Raw genomic sequence first — 14,416 nt, 5'->3', positions numbered from 1 at the left:
CGTTCCTCTTCGTCGAGAGATACAGAGAAACATTTTCCGTTTCCCTGTATCTTCGATGAGACCACACCGTGACCGCCATCACAACAGTTCGAGAGAAAGACCGAGACGATGAATCCCTATGTCCTGCTGCAGAATCTGCTCAATCGCCTGGACCTCGGCTCGGCGGGCAGCAGCGGACCCGCTGCCCGCTGAGCGTCACAGACCCGTCGAGACCGTGGCGAACTCGCCGGCGCTCGCCAGCGCGACGTCCTCGTCGACCTCGTGCTGGGTCAGGCGCCGGCCGCCGCGGCCCAGTCCGAACCCGGCCAGCAGCGCCGCCACCGCGAAAAAGCCCGCGCCCGTGAGGAATGCGATGCGGTAGGCGCCCTCGGCGGGCAGCGCCACCACCGCGCCGTTGGGCAGCAGGTGATCGAGGGTGTCGCTGGTGAGGATGGTGACGACCAGGGCGCTGCCGATGGCGCCGCCCACGGTCCGCATGATCGAGTTGATCGAGTTGGCGATGCCGGTCTCGTGCGGGGCCACATTGGCGACCAGCAGGGCGGGCATGGCGGCGTAGGCGATCGCGATCGCGGAGTTCGCGATGACCAGTGCCACAATCACTTCCGCGCTGGAGGTGTGCAGCAGCGCCAGCGAGGTCAGCGAGCCCAGGCCGATGACGCTGGCGATCAGCAACACGAAGCGCGGGCCGATCCGCCCGACCAGGCGGCCGGCGATCGGGCCCATCAGCACCGAGGCCACCGCGCCCGGCAGCATGAACGCCACGCTGGTGCGCAGCACCGAGGCGTCGAAACCGAAGCCCGCCAACGCCCGTGGCGTCGCGACGAAATAGGTCGAGCCCAGGAACACGCTGAACATCGCGAAACCGACGCAGAAGCTGGCCAGGTTGGTCATGGCGACGGGACGGTGCGCCAGCAGCGAGGTCGCCACCAGCGGGGAGCGCAGCCTGGACTGCAGCACCAGGAATCCGGCCAGCACGATCACCGAGGCGATGAACAGCCCGATCACTCGCGCACTGCCCCAACCCCATTCGTGGCCCTGGGAGATCGGCAGCAGCAGGCACACCAGGCCGGTGCCCAGCACCGCCGCGCCCACGTAGTCGACCCGGCCGCCCTGTCCGGCCCGCCGCGGCAGGGTGAGGATCGCCAGCGCCAGCACGACCACGGTCAGCACCACGCACAGCCAGAAGATGCGGCGGTAATCCGCGCCGCCCTGGGTCAGCACGCCGGTCGCCACCAGCGCGACACCGCTGCCGACGCCCAGCGTCGAGGCGGTGACGGCCAGCGCGCCGGTGAGGCGCTCGGCCGGAAGTTCATGGCGCAGCACGCTGATCGCCAGCGGGAACAGGCCGAAGCTCGCGCCCTGCAGGGCGCGGCCGACGATCAGCCAGTCGATGCTGTGCGCGGAGGCGGCGATCAGGCTGCCCGCCAGCGTCACCACCAGCGTGGCCAGCACGACCGGCTTGTGGCCGTAGACGTCGCCGAGGCGGCCCAGCAGCGGGGTCAGCGCCGAGGCGGCCAGCATGGTGGCGGTCGTCACCCAGCCGACGGTGGTCGCCGAGACGCCGAGCTGATGGCCGATCTGCGGCAGCGCGGGCACGGGCAGGGTCTGGGCCATGGCCAGCAGGAACACGGTGCTGGCCATGGTCAGCACGATCGCGGTCGGCGAGGACCGCCGAGACTCGAGCGAGGAGGTCATTGCACGGACCCTACGCAGAAATCGACACTGTGTCGATTATGATAGACGCCACGTCTAGTATCGGAATGAAACGCGCTCTAGGGTGTGGTCATGGCGCAGAAGGGCGGACGCGAGGTGAATCAGTCCCGCAAGAGCACCGCGGGCCTGCGCCGGCGCGGCACGATTTCCAAGGGTGATCAGCGCGAGGCGCAGATTCTCGAGGAGACGCGCCGGCTGCTGACCACAAAGCCCATGGCCGCGCTGACCGTCGACGACATCACGCATGCGACGGGCATCTCACGCACGAGTTTCTACTTCTATTTCCCGTCCAAGCAGGCGGTGCTGGCCCGGCTGATGGAGGACGTCAGCGACGCGTACGCCCAGACCCACGTGTGGCTGCCCTCTACCGGGCCGCAGCGCGAACTGCTGCACACCCAGCTCACGGGCGCGGCGGAGATCTGGCACGACAACAGCACGATCCTGGTCTGCTCGCTCGAGGGCTATGCCAGCACCTATCCGCCGCTGACGGAGTTCATCGCGGGCATCCAGGCCCGCTTCACCACCGCGCTGGCCGCCAAGATCGACCGCGATCGGGCGGCCGGTCTCGCCCCGGCGGGCATCGACTCGGCCACCCTCGCCGGTCTGGTCACGCTCATGCGCGACGGGCGGCTGTCGCAGTTGTCCGCCGAGCCGCGCGGCGTGGTGCTGCACGGCGTCGACGATCTCACCGAGGCGATCCTGCGCCTGATCTACGGCCGCCTGGACTGACCGGTCACTGGCCGGGTGCGCGATCCAGCCAGGCCGCGAACGCGTCGAAGGTGACGGGGCGGCCGAGGAAGTCGGCGGCCAGGTCGGCGGCGTCGCGAGTGCCGCCCGGCACCAGGATTCGGTCGCGATATCGGTGTGCCACAGCGGGTTCGAACAGGTCGTCGGCGTCGAAGGCGGAGAACAGGTCCTTGGCGATGACCAGACTCCACAGATAGGTGTAGTAGGCGGAGGTGTATCCCGACAGGTGCCCGAACGAGGTCTGGAAATGGGTGTCGGGCAGCGGGGCGATCGGGCTGTAGCGGGCCAGGGTCGCGGCGACGGCGGCGGTGTGATCGGCGGGCCGATCACGGTGCAGCCCATAGGATATCGCGGCGTAGCCGACCTGGGTGAGGACGGTGATCGCCTTGCCGAACTCGTGGGCGTCGCGCATGCGCGCCACCAGATCGGCCGGGATGGCGGTCCCGGTCTCGTCGACGGCGAAGGAGCCCAGAATCGTTGGGTCCCAAGCCCATTCCTCCAGCATCTGCGACGGCGCCTCGACGAAGTCCCATTCGGTGGCCACGCCGGAGAAGCGGGCCCAGCGCTGCCGGCCGCCCAGGACGTGATGCAGCAGATGGCCGAACTCGTGGAACAGGGTGACCACGTGATCGTGTTCCATCAGCCCGCGCGAGAAGTTGCAGACGAGAACGCCTTCGGGCAGCAGGCGGTCGGTGATGCCGCCGACCAGCTCGAATTGCGCGGCGTGCTTGTACTTTCCGTCGCGGGGATGCAGATCCAGGTAGATGCGGCCGCGGCGCTCGCCGTCGGTGTACACGTCGTAGGCGGCGACCTCCTCGTGCCAGACCGGGACGTCGACCGGGCGGTATTCGAGGCCGAACAGGCGGCCGGTGACCTCGAGCAGGCCGGCGCGCACCCGCTGGAAATCGAAGTAGCGGCGCACCTCTCGCGCGTCGACATCGAAACGTTCGCGGCGGATCAGCTCGGTGTAGTAGCCGGACTGGGAGCGGTCGATGCCCTCGGCGGCGGGGTCGTCGGCCCGACGGCGCGCCAGCAGCGCCTCGTAGTCGCGGCGGCCCGCGTCCGCGGCGGCCGCCGAGATCCGCTCGATGAATTCGGCGATGGCCGCGCCGGTGCCGATCATCTTCACTTCGGCGTCGTAGTCGGGCCAGCCGGCGTAGCCGAGCAGCCGGGCCTTCTCGTCGCGCAAATCCAGCATCTCGTGCAGCACAGCGTCATTGGCGGGCCAGCCGCGGCTCTCGAACTGGGTGGCGAGGGCGCGCCGGGCCCCGGCGTCGCGGGCGAAGGTGCGGAACGGCAGGTAGTCGGGATAGTCGGTGTTGACCTCGACCAGTCCGTCCTCCTGGGGCGGATGGGCGGCGAGGAAATCCTCCGGCAGCCCGTCCAGCTGCTCGGGCACCAGCCGCAGCGTGCGCACGTCGGTGGTGATGGCGCGCCGGAAATCCTGTTCCAGCACCGCGAGTCGCTCGGAGATCTCCCGCAGCCGGGCGCGCGCGGCCGCGTCGGCGTCCACGCCGGCGCGCCGGAAGTCGCGCAGCACCTTTTCGCGCATGCGTTCGGCCGTCGCGTCCAGCCCGGCCGGATCGGTCGCCGCCACCACGTCGTACAGTCCGCGATCGAGGTCCCGGTCGGTCCGGACCCGATCGACATCCTGGGCCAGCTTGTCCCCCAGGTCCCGCACCTCCCCGTCGGGGTGCACCTCGGCGAACAACCCGGCCGCCGAATCCGCCGCGCGCAGTGCGATATCGGCGTCGTTCCACAACTCCAGCACCGCCTCGGTATCGAGACCGCCGCCCTCCCGCAGCCGCCCCGAAACCTCCCCCACGACTTCCAGCCGACCACGCACATACCCGTCGAGCCAATCCGCCCACTCGGCGGTCGGCAACACCAATGGTTCGAGACTCATCCCCCGACCCTAGCGCCGGCGGGCCAAAGTAGGCCCGGGGCGGCGGGGCCGTCCCGGGCCGCGCGGTCTTACGGAAGCAGCAACATACCGAGGAGGTTGTTCACTGCCTGAATGACGTCACCGATGAAATGCGGGATCATGTCTTGCCTCCTTCGCGAAAGATGCTCATAGATCAACTGGATTCGCCCGCCCGGCCGGGAGCCGGTCGACACGGGCGCTGTTCTCGTATTCGTTGCGGTCGTCGAAAAGGATGGACGGTCGGCTTGCTGTTTTCGGCGCAGGCCGAGTTGCAGCAGGGTGAGGCCCCACAGGCTCGGGGGTGTGTGCCGGGGGTCCATCAGTTCGTTCTCCGCCAGCGGGCTGTCCTCGTCCTCGACGGTCTCCGGTTCGAAGGGCACCAGGCTGCGGCCGGGCGCGCGGAGGGTTTCCACGGTCGCGAGGAGTGAGCCTGTGCGGGAAAGGGTTTCGTCGAAATCGGCGGGTGTGACGGCGAGGTGTTCGCACAGCAGCCGGCGGCGGATGTCGAGGATGGACTCGCGGAGTTCGGGGGCCGCGGGCGTGCTGTCGGCGGCCTCGACGATCAGGTCGCATTCGGTGTCGAAACCCATCGACCGATTGTTGAGGTTGGACGAGCCCACCCGCAGGATGCGATCGTCCATCACCAGCACTTTGGCGTGCACGTAGACCGGCGCGCCGCCCGCGGTGACCGGATAGTAGACGCCGAGCCTGCCCCAGGTGTCGGCTTCCCACAGCAGATGCAGCAGCCGTTTGCGCGCGCCGTCCATGGCCTGCTGTTCGAGCCAGCCGTCGGCGTGGCGGGGCAGGACCACAACGATTTCCGGGCCGTCGGGTTCGCGCAGCCGCGCGGCCAGCGCCTCGGCCAGAGTGCGCGAGGCCAGGTACTGGCTCTCGATGTAGAGCGAGCGGGCGGCGTTCGCGATGGCCGCCAGATAGAAGGTCTCGATCTCGCGGATTTCGTCGCGGCCGTCGTGCGCGGGCAGCGTCCGGGCGATGCCGACGTCGACGCCGCGCATCGTCGGTTCCAGCCCGCGCGGCCAAGGGGCGCTGCCGATCTCGCCGACGGGGTCGAGTTCCTCGCCGGTGGCGGCCTGCCAACGGGCGCGGGCCAGGTCCCCCATGGCGCGCGCCGCGGCGCCGTCGACGGCGGTGGTCGCATCGTGCCAGGGGCCGTAGGCGGTGCCGTTGGGCTCGGTGCGGTAGTGGTTGTCGTCGCGGTGATCGCTGGTGTCCCAACGGTCCACGGTCATGTCGATGCCGCCGCAGAACGCCAGCGCGTCGTCGATCACGACGATCTTCTGGTGATGCGCCGAACCGATCGGGTGGGCGCCGTCGATCTCGAGATGCAGGCGGCGATCGGTCATCCAGTTGATCACGAAGATCGGTGTCATGCCCCGGCCGATCGCGGCGAACGCGCCGAGATTCCACTTCAGCAGGTAGATGTCCAGATCCGGGCGCTGTTTGGGCAGCCAGGCGAGGAATTTGCCCAGGGTATCGGGTCCGGCCAGGGTCGTGCCCTGCGGTTCGAACTTGATCCGGGTGTCGAAATCCCAGCCGATCAACACGATTCGCTTGCGCGCCTGCAGCATCGCCGATTTGACGTGCTGGAAGTAGTCGGCCGCGTCCACGATGCAGGCCAGCCGATCCGCGCGAGCGATCTGCCAGCAGGTCTCACCGGGAACGAGAACCGGTCGATCATCACCCATCGAACTCTCCCTCGCACCCCAACCCGACACCACCGCGTCCGACCCGCCCACCGGCGGCACCACAGCACCGGACGATATTGCGACAGCGGCTGCGGTTCCCCGCCCGCAGCGGTTGAAACCCGGGGGTCATCTTCGTCACATCGCCGGGCCGGAATCGGTCCTCACCCGGGCTGAGCGCGGTCCCGCTGGCTCTGGTGGCTCGGTTCGCCGAGGCGCAGCCGCGGCCGCACCGGCGTCAGGGGCGGGCTCGCACCGGTTCGCCGGGCACTGAGTGCGGCACCGAGGGCTCTGACCGTCGCCTCGGCGTCGTAGGACGGAGTCCAGCCCAATTCCGTTCGCGCCCTGCTGGTGTCGAGCAGCGCGACGCGATCGGCCAGCGTCAGCCAGCCGGGATGTAGCGGTTGCGCGCCCAGCCGCCAGCTCGCCCAGGCCATCGCCGCCAGGACGCGCCGGGACATCGGGAGCCGGAACCCACCGAAGATTCGCGCGAGCCGATCGGCCGTGAGGACCGGTTCGGCGGCGAGATTGAACGCTCCGGCGGCCCGCGACTCGAGCGCCGAACGCACGGCGGCGGCGACATCGTCGGCGTGTATCACCTGTAGCCGCAAGTGTTTCCAGGCCGGGACGGGCAAGGCCGTGCGGCCGATGAGCGAGCGCGGGAACCACGCCGGCAGCGCCCAGTCCGCCAGCTCCGCCGCCGCGTCCGGGTGCAGCACCCCGCCGGGTCGCAGACGCGCGACTCGCGTCGCGGGGTACGCGCGGACGAATCGATCGAGCTGCGTCTCCAGCACGGCTTTGTCGCGGCTGTACGCGCTGCCCGGCACACCCCGCAGCGGCCATCGCTCGGTGACGGTCTGCCACCGGCCGGCCGGTGCGTACGCGGCAGCCGAGGACAGGCAGATCAACTGCGATACCGCCGTATCGGCCACCGCGGCAAGGACATTGGCGCTGCCGATCCGGTTGGTGCGCTGCCGCGGCGGATCCGTCGAACGCGGGTGGATCGCCCAGGCCAGATGGACCACGGCCGCGGCGCCGTCGAAGGCCGCGCGCAACGTGTCCGCGGCACCGGCCGCACCGATATCACAACGCACCCATCGCGCCCGGTCGTACGGGTACACCGGCTCGGGTTCGCGCCGAGCGATACCGACCAGCTCCGTCTCCTCGGCGGCCAGCGCCCGCAACACCGCCGTGCCGATACTGCCGGAGGCGCCGGTGACCATGACTTTCATGGCGAGGCCGTCAGGCCAGCAGCGCCACGGCCACGACGAGGAAGGCGATCACCAACAGGGCGACGATCACGATGGTGGCGATCCCCATCGGCGGAAAGTGATTGCGAGTGCGTGGTTCCGGCGCCGAGAGCCCGGAGACCTGCCCGCTTTCCGGTGGCGTCGACCCCGGTGCGACTCCCCCGCCGGGTTCGAGGTCGGGGATGCGCCCCGGGTCGGGATCCATCGACATGAGAGCCTCCCTGTGGGTCGGTGCACTGCCGTGCCGGCCGCAACCCCGGCCGAGTGTGGGAGTGGACACGACGCTGGGTCCACACCCAGGCACTACCCACGCTCCCATGATCGAATCCGAACCCGTCTCGATCAGAAATGGCGCGCACCTGAACAGCGAAAAGTCGCCTCCCTGCACCGAGTCCTCTCGAACCCGCGACCCCTAGCTCGTCGGCGCCGGCTATCCCCGCGACTCCTACCTCGTCGGCCCCGGTTATCCCCGGGTCGCCTCGTCGACCGCCGTGCCGCGCAGCACTTGAAAACCGGCGCGTGCCACCACGACTGGGATGCGCCGCGCGGCTTGCAGGTGGCGGACGCGGGCGGCATCGGGCAACTCGTCCCAGGGCAGCGGTTCGGCGTCGTCCTCGGCGTCGAACGAGGTCGCACGCGCGCCGATGCGCTGCTGGATCCATCGGTCGTATTCGACCCGGGCCAGCAGCCGCACCTCGTCGTCGTCGAGGATCGCGTCGAGTTCCGGGTCCTGAGCGGGCACCATGAAACAGCCGATGGCAGCGAGATTTTCGCCGATGCGCCGAGCCTGCGCGCGATTGGACTCCCGTGCGGTGTCCGACAGGTCCTCCCAGCCGCGCAAGACGTGCGCGTCGCTGGACGCGGCGCCGGTGGTCATGGCCTCGTGCACCCGGGCCTGATGGGCGACTCGTTCGTTGGTGTCGTGCGCGGCCCGCGCGAGCTGTTCGACGACCTGGGCGGTGACGTACCCGGTGAGACTGTCGAGCACGCGGTCCTGCGCGATGAGCCGCTGCTCCATCCGCCGGCATTCGTGCAGGATGGCTTGGGCGTCCAGGAAGGTCTGCTCGGAGCGGCGGTCGCCCGCGCGGCCGAGCACATCCTGGCCGACCATGATCACGATCATGAACAGCAGCTGGGCCAGGGAGGACAGGAAGGTCATGAACAGGAACGGGTAGCGATCGAAACGCTGAATCCCGGCCTGCGCCAGCAGAATCCACAGCACCTGCGTCCCCGCCGCCAGATAGAACGCCCACACGCTGCCCAGCCGCATGGTCAGCCACGCCGCGATCCGGTCGTTGCGCGTCACCACCTGATCCGCGGCCTGGGGCGGGTGCCGCACCCGGTGCTGCCGGATCCACGGGTGCGGACTCGATTCGAGCAGGCTCAGGCCCCGGCTCAAGGTCCGGTCCTGCCGGCTCAAATGCGCTTGCAGTTCGGCGACCTGCCGGAAGATCGACTCGGTGTTCTCGTAGGTCTGAATCGAGCGCTGATCGGCGGCGGCGCTGAGGACGCGCTGGCCGACCATGATGATCAGGCACAGCACCAGCTGTGCGACGTTGTCGAGAAACAACAGAAACGGGAACGGATAGGGGTCGGCGCGATGCAGCGGACCCCACCAGGTGACCAGCGCCGTGTACCCGCTGAACGCCACCAGCACCGTGTAGACGGCGGGCATCGAGCCCACCCAGCGCGTCACCACCGCGGCGACGGCGTCGTTGACCCCCATGCGCTGATCGGCCAGCTGGACCGGCGATCCCGCCTCGTCGGGGGTATCGTCCGCGCGGCTGCCGCTGCTCACCTGTGGGGTCTCCTTGTCTGATTCCGTGACGCCCCACTGTAGTTCGGCGGTCCCACCGCGGGCCGGACGCGCCGAGCGGCGCAAGCGTTGTCCGCTTGCGCCGCTCGCCGAGGACTCGGAAGTCGTTGGCAGACCGATCTATTCGGCCGGCTCAGTAATAGTGCGCCCGCCCGCCGACGGGTCGGCCGACGGCACCCAGCAGCGCGAGGACCGCGCCGGCCACGAGCAGCACGATGCCGAGGGTGGTGAGAATCGGTACGCCCAGCAGGATTCCGACGACGAGCAGGACGACTCCAAGGGTGAGCATGCGCACTCCTTATACAGACGAAATTGCGACAAACAGGCCAATTCCCGGCATCCCGAGGTTCAAACCCTCGCTGTCGCATCCGTCACAGCGCGCATTCCGCTTCCGGCACAAGCGGATCGGCGGTCACCGCCCGAGATAGGCGCCCAGACCACCGAGTTCCTCGTTGGCGATGAACACCGATCGGACCGTGTAGATCACCTCTTCGACATGATCCAGACAGCCCCACGCCGAGTCGCCCCACGAGTCGGCGACCTTGATCTCGGCGGGCGCGGAACAGCTTGCCGCACCGCCGAGTTGGCAGCGCTCGGGGTGCGGGGCGGCGGCCTGGGCGGCCGCGGCGGCCCGCACCCGCGCCGCGAGTTCCGCGGCGGCCTCGGCACGCTGCTCGGCCTCGGCGCGCAACCGCTGCTCGGCGGCCAGCGCCGCCTCGGCACGCGCCTCGGCGGCCGCCTTGGCCTGTTCGATGTGGTGGCGTTCGATGGCCAGTCCGGCGGTGTCGGCGAACACGCCGGCCAGCGCCAGATCGCTCTCCTGCGGGGCCCGGGGCGTGGGGTGGTACATGGCGAAGGTGCCCAGCAGGCTGCCGTCCCGAGCCAGAATCGGCGTCGACCAGCAGGCGGCCAGGCCGGCCTGTTCGGCCAGCTCCCGGAAGTCGTCCCAGAACGGATCGGTGCCGATATCGGTGACGATGACCGGGGCGCGCCGATAGGCGGCGGTGCCGCAGGAGCCGACGCCCTCACCGGTGGCGATGCCGTCGATCGCCGCGTTGTAGAACTCGGGCAGGCTCGGCGCGGCGCCGTGACGCAGATGCGCGCCGTCGGGGTCGGCGAGCAGCACCGAGACCAGCACCCGCTCGGCCGACAGCTCCTCGATGCAGCGCGCCATCCCGTCGAGCACCTCGGCGAGCGGCGCCTGGCGGGCGATCTGCTCGACCAGGGCACGCTGCTCGGCGAGCAACCGCTGGGCCTGCCGGATCTGCGTCGTCTCCACACCGACGACTCGCACGCCGATCACCTGGTGCGTTCCGTCACGTCGCGGCTCGCAGGTGAGGTCGAAGTACTTCGTCCGGGCGTGCGCGCCCGCACCCGCCACGAGCCGCACCCCCGGACCGGTCTCGACCGCTCCGGTGTGAAAGACGCGGTCCAGCAGCGCGATCAGCTCGTGCCCGCCATCCCCCAGCAACTCCGCCAGTGGCTGGCCGGGGCGATCCGCCTCGGCGTCGAAAGCGTCGAAGAATCCCGGCCCGGCCTGCTCGACCCGGTGCGCCGGGCCCGTCAGCTCGGCGAAGAAGGCGGGCGCCCGGCCGAACAGGGCGCGCAGATCCTGGTCCGCGGCGCGCACGCCGTCCGCGGGCGCACCCGACACAGCAGTCATGTCCCGACTTGCCTCTCCTCGATCAACACCTGTGGCGACCGCTCCGAAAACAGCTGAGCATCAGTCACACTCGACAGTACTGTTCGCGGGGTTGCCCCTGCTCGGCCACCCCGGGGCCACCGCGGCGGGGCGACGCCGCCCGCGGCGGATGTGCGCGGCGCGTGCCGCGGTCGGATAGCATCTGGTGGCCGCAACGGTCCAGAAACCGGCCGAGCGGTTGGTCGTTGCGATCGCCGCAACGGTGGTGAGGGGAGTTCCGCACCTTGAGGCAGTCTGGTCGTCACGGTGGCCGTGCTACCTGAATCCCGCGGCACCGGCAGCCAGTTCCTGTCCCCGGCGACCCGTGGCTTCCACGTGCTGCTCGTCGAGGACGACCCGGCCGATGCCCTGCTCGTCGAAGCCCTGGTCGAAGACGGCGCGCCCGGCGTTCACCTGCATTGGGTGCGGTCGGTCGCCGAAGCCGTCGAGCAGCTGCGCGCCCGGCGTCCCGACTGTGTGCTGCTGGATCTGAATCTCACCGACGCGCACGGTTTGGAAGCCCTGGCCCGCATTCGCGCCACCTCCGACGCGGCGGTGGTGGTGCTCACCGGCTTGGACGAGAAGCTCGCCGGTCTCGACGCGCTGGCCGCGGGCGCGCAGGACTATCTGGTCAAGGGCCACGTCGAACCCGAACTGTTCGGCCGCGCGATCCGGTACGCGGTCGAGCGCAAACAGGCGGAACGGACCAGCGCGGCCCTACAGGCCAGCAGGCTGCGCGCCGAGGAGAACGCGCGCCTCGAACGCGGGCTGCTGCCCACTCCCCTGCTGCGCTCGGACACCCGCCTCGGCGTCGTCCCCCGGTATCGGCCGGGACAGGCCCACGCGCTGCTCGGCGGCGACTTCTACGACGTGGTCGAGGACAGCGACGGGTTCGCGCACGCCGTGGTGGGCGATGTCGCCGGGCACGGGCCCGACGCCGCCGCCATCGGCGTGGCGCTCCGATTGGCTTGGCGCACACTCGTTCTCAACGGCGTCACCGGGGCCGAGCAATTGCGCGTCATGGAGCGCGTGCTGCTGGCCGAACGCGGCGATCGCCGCACCTTCGCCACCGCCACCACCCTCACCCTGCCCCCGGGCGAACAGACCGTGCGCATCCGGCGTGCCGGGCATCCGGGAGCGTTGCGGCGCACGGCGGGTGCGTGGGAATGGGTGGAGGTGCCCGGCGGGCCCGCGCTCGGTTTTCTGCCCGACCACGCCGAATGGCCCGAGACCACGCTCGACCTGACCGAGACGGGCGCGCTCGCACTGTTCACCGACGGACTGTTCGAAGGATGCGTCGGCCCCGACCGCGACCGCCTCGGCGAATCGGGACTGCTCGCGCTCGCGCGCGGCATCCCGGCCACCGACCCCGACCGCTTCGTCGACGAACTCATCACCCGGGTCGAGGCGCTGGCCGCGCCGACGGGCGGACTCGACGACGATGTCGCCATCCTCTACCTGTATCGGAAAGCGAGCCGATGACAGCGACACCCGACCCCGCGCCCCGCCGGCGCGACGGATTCACCACGCGCGCCTGGTTTCAGACGATCATCGCGACCATGGTGGTGGTCGTTCTGCTCGGCGCGGCGGTCACCGCGCAGGTGATCCGCACCACCACCGCGGCCACCGACCGGCTGATCGGCCAGACGATGCCGGCACAGCGCACGGCCCTGGAATTCCAGTCGGCGCTGCTCGATCAGGAGACCGGCGTGCGGGGCTTCGCCATCACCCGCGACCGGCAGTTCCTCGATCCCTACACCGCGGGCCTCGACACCCAGCAGCGGAAAGCGCAGGAGCTTCGAAAGCTGCTGGGAGACAAGGACGACCAGCTCACCAGAGACATCGACGGCATCGAGCAGGCGGTGGAGCAGTGGCGTGCCAGCTATGTGACGCCGCTGCTTACGGGTACCGACGCCCAGGCGAGCGGAACCACCGGCCAGGGCAAGCAGATCTTCGATCGCATCCGGACGCTGTTCGCCGCGCAGAACCAGCACCTGAGCCAGGCGGTGCGCGCCGACACCGATCGGCTCGACCACGCCCGCCTGGTGCGCAACAGTGTGCTGATCGCGCTGCTGATCGCCTTCGTGGCCACCGGCGCGGTGCTCACGGTGCTTTTGCGACGGCTCGTCGACCGGCCGCTGCGGTACCTCACCCAGTCCTCGCTGCGCGTGGCCGGCGGCGATTTCGGCTTCCGCATCGACGCCCAGGGCCCTGCCGACATCGCGGCCGTCGCCACCGCGGTGGAGGACATGCGCCGGCGCATCGTCTCCGAACTGGAGGCGGCCCGCGCCCAGGAAACCTTGCTCGCGGAACAGACGACGGCACTGGAGGCGCAGGCGGTCGAATTGCGGCGCTCCAACGGCGAACTCGAACAATTCGCCTACGTGGCCTCCCATGATCTACAGGAACCACTGCGCAAGGTGGCCTCGTTCTGCCAGCTGCTGGAGAAACGGTATTCCGGCCAGCTGGACGAACGCGCCACCCAGTACATCGAATACGCGGTGGACGGCGCCAAACGCATGCAGATCCTCATCAACGATCTGCTCATCTTCTCCCGCGTCGGCCGCGTCACCGACGGCGATCGCCCGATCGCGCTCGGCGAACCGCTGCAGCGCGCGCTCGCCAACCTGACCTCCGCCATCGACGACACCGGCGCTCGCATCACCCAGCCCGAGCAGCTGCCCGAAATCGTCGGCGAGCCAACCCTTTTGACGATGCTGTGGCAGAACCTGATCGCCAACGCCATCAAGTTCCGGGCCCCCGACCGGACGCCGGAAATCCTGATCACCTGCGAACCCGACGCCGACGGATACCTGTTCACGGTGCAGGACAACGGGATCGGTATCGACGCCGAATTCGCCGACAAGGTGTTCGTCATCTTCCAGCGGCTGCACAACCGCACCGAATACGAAGGCACCGGCATCGGCCTGGCCCTGGTGAAGAAGGTCGTCGAGCATCACGGCGGCCGCATCTGGGTCGACACCGACTACCACGACGGCACCCGCATCTGTTTCACTCTCAGCAGTCAGCCCACCGTCCCCGCACCGGAAGGCCCTCGCTCATGACCGACACTCGCCGGCCGATCGACATCCTGCTGGTCGAGGACGACCCCGCCGATGAGCTGATGACCCGGGAAGCGTTCGAGGACAACAAAATCGGCAACGAGTTGCACGTGTGCCGCGACGGCCAGGAGGCCCTCGACTATCTGTACCGGCGCGGACCGTACGCCGACGCCGCACGCCCCGACCTCATCCTGCTCGACCTGAACCTCCCCAAATACGACGGCCGCGAAGTGCTCGCGCAAATCAAATCCGACTCCGACCTGGCCTCCATCCCGGTAGTCGTCCTCACCACCTCCGCCGCCGAGGAAGACATCCTCCGCAGCTACGCCCTCCACGCCAACGCCTACGTCACCAAACCGGTGGACCTGGACCAATTCATGGCAGCCATCAAACAAATCGACGACTTCTTCGTCCAGGTAGTCCGCCTCCCGCCCCGGTCCTTCGACCAGCAGTAGCCGAGCCCGGCCGAGCTCTCCGATCGGGTTGCGCGACGCTCCGACTTGTCCGCGGCCCCAGGCAT

At 69.5% G+C, this 14,416-nt stretch carries 12 protein-coding genes; 4 read left to right on the top strand and 8 right to left on the bottom strand.

The features are described from left to right. Positions 1 to 195: 195 nt before the first annotated feature. Entirely contained in the window at positions 196 to 1,695 is a 1,500-nt protein-coding gene (locus D7D52_RS27310; protein ID WP_120740858.1) for an MFS transporter, read from the bottom strand. A gap of 90 nt (positions 1,696 to 1,785) precedes the next feature. Here D7D52_RS27310 and D7D52_RS27305 point away from each other — a divergent pair, with 90 nt between their 5' ends. Beyond that, positions 1,786 to 2,442 (top strand): TetR/AcrR family transcriptional regulator, encoded by a 657-nt coding sequence (locus tag D7D52_RS27305; protein WP_120744510.1) that lies wholly within the window; start codon positions 1,786 to 1,788, stop codon positions 2,440 to 2,442. A gap of 4 nt (positions 2,443 to 2,446) precedes the next feature. On the opposite strand, the gene D7D52_RS27300 is transcribed toward D7D52_RS27305, so the two are convergent. The 7 genes from D7D52_RS27300 to D7D52_RS27275 all read right to left on the bottom strand — a co-directional run bounded on the left by D7D52_RS27300 (position 2,447) and on the right by D7D52_RS27275 (position 10,816). After that, positions 2,447 to 4,366 (bottom strand): M3 family metallopeptidase, encoded by a 1,920-nt coding sequence (locus D7D52_RS27300; RefSeq protein WP_120740856.1) that lies wholly within the window; start codon positions 4,364 to 4,366, stop codon positions 2,447 to 2,449. A gap of 68 nt (positions 4,367 to 4,434) precedes the next feature. Beyond that, positions 4,435 to 6,090: a phospholipase D-like domain-containing protein gene (locus tag D7D52_RS27295; protein WP_246023324.1), complete on the bottom strand. Its 1,656-nt coding sequence runs from the start codon at positions 6,088 to 6,090 to the stop codon at positions 4,435 to 4,437. Between the two features lie 161 nt (positions 6,091 to 6,251). Beyond that, complete coding sequence (locus D7D52_RS27290; RefSeq protein ID WP_120740854.1) at positions 6,252 to 7,319, bottom strand: NAD-dependent epimerase/dehydratase family protein; 1,068 nt, start codon at positions 7,317 to 7,319, stop codon at positions 6,252 to 6,254. Positions 7,320 to 7,329: 10 nt separating this feature from the next. Continuing rightward, a complete protein-coding gene (locus D7D52_RS27285; RefSeq protein WP_120740852.1) occupies positions 7,330 to 7,548 on the bottom strand; it encodes a DUF6480 family protein in 219 nt (72 codons plus the stop codon). A gap of 252 nt (positions 7,549 to 7,800) precedes the next feature. Next, complete coding sequence (locus tag D7D52_RS27280) at positions 7,801 to 9,135, bottom strand: DUF1003 domain-containing protein (RefSeq protein WP_120740850.1); 1,335 nt, start codon at positions 9,133 to 9,135, stop codon at positions 7,801 to 7,803. A gap of 151 nt (positions 9,136 to 9,286) precedes the next feature. Continuing rightward, positions 9,287 to 9,442 carry a DUF6131 family protein gene (locus D7D52_RS38040; RefSeq protein ID WP_162958577.1) on the bottom strand — a complete coding sequence of 52 codons (156 nt, stop codon included), beginning with the start codon at positions 9,440 to 9,442 and terminating at the stop codon, positions 9,287 to 9,289. A 123-nt stretch (positions 9,443 to 9,565) separates the two neighbouring features. Beyond that, positions 9,566 to 10,816: a GAF domain-containing protein gene (locus D7D52_RS27275; RefSeq protein ID WP_120740848.1), complete on the bottom strand. Its 1,251-nt coding sequence runs from the start codon at positions 10,814 to 10,816 to the stop codon at positions 9,566 to 9,568. A 285-nt stretch (positions 10,817 to 11,101) separates the two neighbouring features. On the opposite strand from D7D52_RS27275, the gene D7D52_RS27270 reads away from it, so the two are divergent. Genes D7D52_RS27270 through D7D52_RS27260 form a run of 3 tightly spaced genes read left to right on the top strand, consistent with a single transcriptional unit; the run spans position 11,102 to position 14,351 of the window. Further along, positions 11,102 to 12,316, top strand: coding sequence for a PP2C family protein-serine/threonine phosphatase (locus tag D7D52_RS27270; protein ID WP_342775199.1), 1,215 nt, complete (start codon positions 11,102 to 11,104; stop codon positions 12,314 to 12,316). Continuing rightward, positions 12,313 to 13,899, top strand: a complete 1,587-nt coding sequence (locus D7D52_RS27265; protein WP_120740846.1) for a sensor histidine kinase — start codon at positions 12,313 to 12,315, stop codon at positions 13,897 to 13,899. Before D7D52_RS27270 ends, D7D52_RS27265 begins: the two co-directional genes overlap by 4 nt. Continuing rightward, a complete protein-coding gene (locus D7D52_RS27260; RefSeq protein ID WP_120740844.1) occupies positions 13,896 to 14,351 on the top strand; it encodes a response regulator in 456 nt (151 codons plus the stop codon). Before D7D52_RS27265 ends, D7D52_RS27260 begins: the two co-directional genes overlap by 4 nt. Positions 14,352 to 14,416 lie beyond the last annotated feature (65 nt).

The organism is Nocardia yunnanensis, from assembly GCF_003626895.1.
Taxonomy (GTDB): Bacteria; Actinomycetota; Actinomycetes; order Mycobacteriales; family Mycobacteriaceae; genus Nocardia; species Nocardia yunnanensis.
The sequence above is the reverse complement of the archived record's forward strand: the minus strand, read 5'-3'. Positions and strand labels throughout refer to the sequence as shown.

Coding starts and splice junctions, on each gene's coding strand:
- D7D52_RS27310 (WP_120740858.1), bottom strand. CDS start 1,695: ATGACCTCCTCGCTCGAGTCTCGGCGGTCCTCGCCGACCGCGATCGTG.
- D7D52_RS27305 (WP_120744510.1), top strand. CDS start 1,786: ATGGCGCAGAAGGGCGGACGCGAGGTGAATCAGTCCCGCAAGAGCACC.
- D7D52_RS27300 (WP_120740856.1), bottom strand. CDS start 4,366: ATGAGTCTCGAACCATTGGTGTTGCCGACCGCCGAGTGGGCGGATTGG.
- D7D52_RS27295 (WP_246023324.1), bottom strand. CDS start 6,090: ATGGGTGATGATCGACCGGTTCTCGTTCCCGGTGAGACCTGCTGGCAG.
- D7D52_RS27290 (WP_120740854.1), bottom strand. CDS start 7,319: ATGAAAGTCATGGTCACCGGCGCCTCCGGCAGTATCGGCACGGCGGTG.
- D7D52_RS27285 (WP_120740852.1), bottom strand. CDS start 7,548: ATGTCGATGGATCCCGACCCGGGGCGCATCCCCGACCTCGAACCCGGC.
- D7D52_RS38040 (WP_162958577.1), bottom strand. CDS start 9,442: ATGCTCACCCTTGGAGTCGTCCTGCTCGTCGTCGGAATCCTGCTGGGC.
- D7D52_RS27275 (WP_120740848.1), bottom strand. CDS start 10,816: ATGACTGCTGTGTCGGGTGCGCCCGCGGACGGCGTGCGCGCCGCGGAC.
- D7D52_RS27265 (WP_120740846.1), top strand. CDS start 12,313: ATGACAGCGACACCCGACCCCGCGCCCCGCCGGCGCGACGGATTCACC.
- D7D52_RS27260 (WP_120740844.1), top strand. CDS start 13,896: ATGACCGACACTCGCCGGCCGATCGACATCCTGCTGGTCGAGGACGAC.